The following is a 2,505-nucleotide window of genomic DNA, read 5'->3' as shown; positions in this document are numbered from 1 at the left end:
CCATCACCCAGCCCGAACACCTCGCCCACTGGTTCCCCGCCGACGTCACCATCGACGGCGACCGCATCGGCTACGGCTTCGGCCCCGACGGCCGCATCACCCACCACGACGAACCCCACCTGTTCGCCCACACCTGGGGCGACGACGAACTGCGCTGGGAGATCCAACCCGACGGCGACGGCAGCATCCTCACCCTCACCCACACCTTCACCGACCGCCACGGCGCCGCCAGCTTCGCCTCCGGCTGGCACACCTGCATCGCCGCCCTGGCCGCCCACCTCGACCAGCGCCCCATCCGCCCACCCGCCGACAGCGCCCGCCTGCACGAGCACTACATCGCCATCCTCGGCCTCGACCCCGCCACCACCCACCACGGCGCCGTCCGCCTCGAACGCCAGCTCGCCCGCCCCGCCGACCAGGTCTGGCACCACCTGCACGGCCACCAGGCCGCACTCGGCGCGCCACCGCCGGCGCCGTTCACCGTGGCCGGCCGGGCCGCCGGACCGGTCACACGCCTGGAGAACGCCAAGCTGCTCGAGTACGGCGACATCCGCTGGGAGCTGACCGAAGGCACCGGCCACGGCGCCCGCCTCGTCATCACCGGCGCCGACCCGGCCGACCTGCCCGCCTGGCGCGCCCTGGTCGAGGAACTGGCGGCCGGTCTCGTCGACGACGGGTTTGTGGATGGAGAAAGTGGGTCTTAAGCCAACCCACGTCCTTTACTTAGTAGATCAAATCGAGGGCGGCCGCCGTGGCCGCCCGCGCCCGCCGTGGCGCCAGCAGCAGATCCGCCGAATCCGACAACTGATCCACACAGCCCACCACCGGCAACGCCCTGATCACCGGATCGGACACCGCCGACATCAGCGCCTCGGCGAACCGGTCACCGCCGATCACCTCGAACGGCCGATCGTGGAAGCCGCGCACCCGCTCGTCCTGCCGCTCGGCCAGCGCCACCCGGTTCTGCAGCGCCGCCAGCCGCCCGTACGCCGCCGACAGGCCGCGCTCGCGCTCACGCCACGACCGCGCCGCCATCGCCTCGCCCAGCGACTCCCCCAGCTCCGCCGACCCCGGCAGCCGCGCCAGCGCGCTGCCCAGCCATTTCGGGTACGGCGGATAGCGGCGCCGCAACAGCAGCGCCAGACGCATCACCTCCCTGGCCAGCCGCGCACCCACCACGGCCGAGCCCAGGCCGTCGCCGACCTCCCCGCACCGCGCGGGGAACGGCTCCTCCTGCGCGATCCGCCGCCACTGGCAGGCCAGCACGTAACGCCACACGTCCTCGGGATACCAGCGCAACGCCGCCCGCGCCGCCTCCAGCCCGCCACCGTCGAGGCCGTCGTGGAACACCTCCCCCGCCGTCACCTCCGCCAGCGACTGCCACGGCGCCGACAGCCAGTCCAGCAACGACATGCCGCCACGCGGGTCGAACCCCAGCCGCTCCACCAGCCACCCGCCCAGCTCCCGCACGCACACCCCGGGCCGGCGCGACCCGTGATAGTCGAAAACCGTGTCGAAACCGCGGAACCGCTCGGGCAACGCGGCGGCGATCTTCGCCTCCACCTCACCCACCAGCGCCGCGTCGGTGAACACCAGCACCCGCGGGCCCCAGTCGTGGTCGGCGGAGCGGGCCGTGTCGAAGGCCAGCACCTCCGAACCCGGGCCGATCAGCGCCGCGCTGTGCGCGACCCCGGCCACCAACGGCGCCACCACCTCGCCGTAGAAGGCGCGGGACAACTCAATACCAGGCATGAAATCGGACATCACTCCGTCAACTCTGCCCCAGGCCCGCCCGAACCTCACCCGATTTTCCCCAAGGGTCACCTGGCGCGAGGTCCTCGGCCGGGCTCGCCCGGCTGATCTACCGGCCCTGACGCTCCTCCAGCCGGCTGCCCCTGGGCAGCGTCACGGCCAGCACGATGCTCGGAATGTCCAGCTCGATCCGGTGCCGGCGGCCACGCGGCACGATCGCGGCCGTCCCCGCCGTCAACCTGACCATCTCCTCCCGCCGCCCGGCGCCCTCGGCACACACGTACAGCCGGAACTTCCCCACCAGGCAGGAGACGACCTCCTCCGCCTCGAGGTTGACCTGCCAATGCCCGGCGTGCACGTCGGCGTCGGTCTTGGCGTGGAAGGCCGTCAACCGCCAGCCGTCCTGATCGGGCTCGCCACCCCGGCGGCCCGCGCGGATCTCACCACCGGGACGCAACCCGATGGCGGAGTCGAACAGATCGATCGTGTCCATGCACCCATCGTCGCCACCGGGACGCCCCCGGTCGTCGTGCCGGGGAAGACTCCTGCGCCTGGCACCGGGGAAGTACGACCGCGCCTGCTACCTCACCGGGAGTACCCGGCCCGCCGGCGGCGCGACCACCCATGAGCACTCAGTCCGTCAGGCGCGCGACCGCCGTCAGCCTGCGGGTGTAGCCGAGTCGCTGGTACACCGCGACCGCCGCCTCGTTGTGGTCGTCCACCATCAGCGCCGCCCGCCCGTACTCGGCCACC

Annotated in this window: 3 protein-coding genes; 1 reads left to right on the top strand and 2 read right to left on the bottom strand. The window is 72.7% G+C overall.

From position 1 onward, the window contains the following. Positions 1-704 (top strand): SRPBCC domain-containing protein (locus HII36_RS54640; RefSeq protein ID WP_173531290.1); only part of this gene is annotated, 704 nt, incomplete at its 5' end. Positions 705-723: 19 nt separating this feature from the next. On the opposite strand, the gene HII36_RS54635 is transcribed toward HII36_RS54640, so the two are convergent. Together HII36_RS54635 and HII36_RS54630 are read right to left on the bottom strand one after the other, a co-directional pair. After that, positions 724-1,752 (bottom strand): DUF4037 domain-containing protein, encoded by a 1,029-nt coding sequence (locus tag HII36_RS54635; RefSeq protein WP_236005222.1) that lies wholly within the window; start codon positions 1,750-1,752, stop codon positions 724-726. 109 nt (positions 1,753-1,861) lie between these two features. Beyond that, a complete protein-coding gene (locus HII36_RS54630; RefSeq protein WP_173531288.1) occupies positions 1,862-2,245 on the bottom strand; it encodes a cupin in 384 nt (127 codons plus the stop codon). Positions 2,246-2,505: the final 260 nt, after the last annotated feature.

This window comes from Nonomuraea antri (assembly GCF_013283785.1).
Taxonomy (GTDB): domain Bacteria; phylum Actinomycetota; class Actinomycetes; order Streptosporangiales; family Streptosporangiaceae; genus Nonomuraea; species Nonomuraea antri.
Note: the sequence above shows the minus strand (reverse complement) of the source record. Positions and strands in the feature narration are given on the sequence as shown.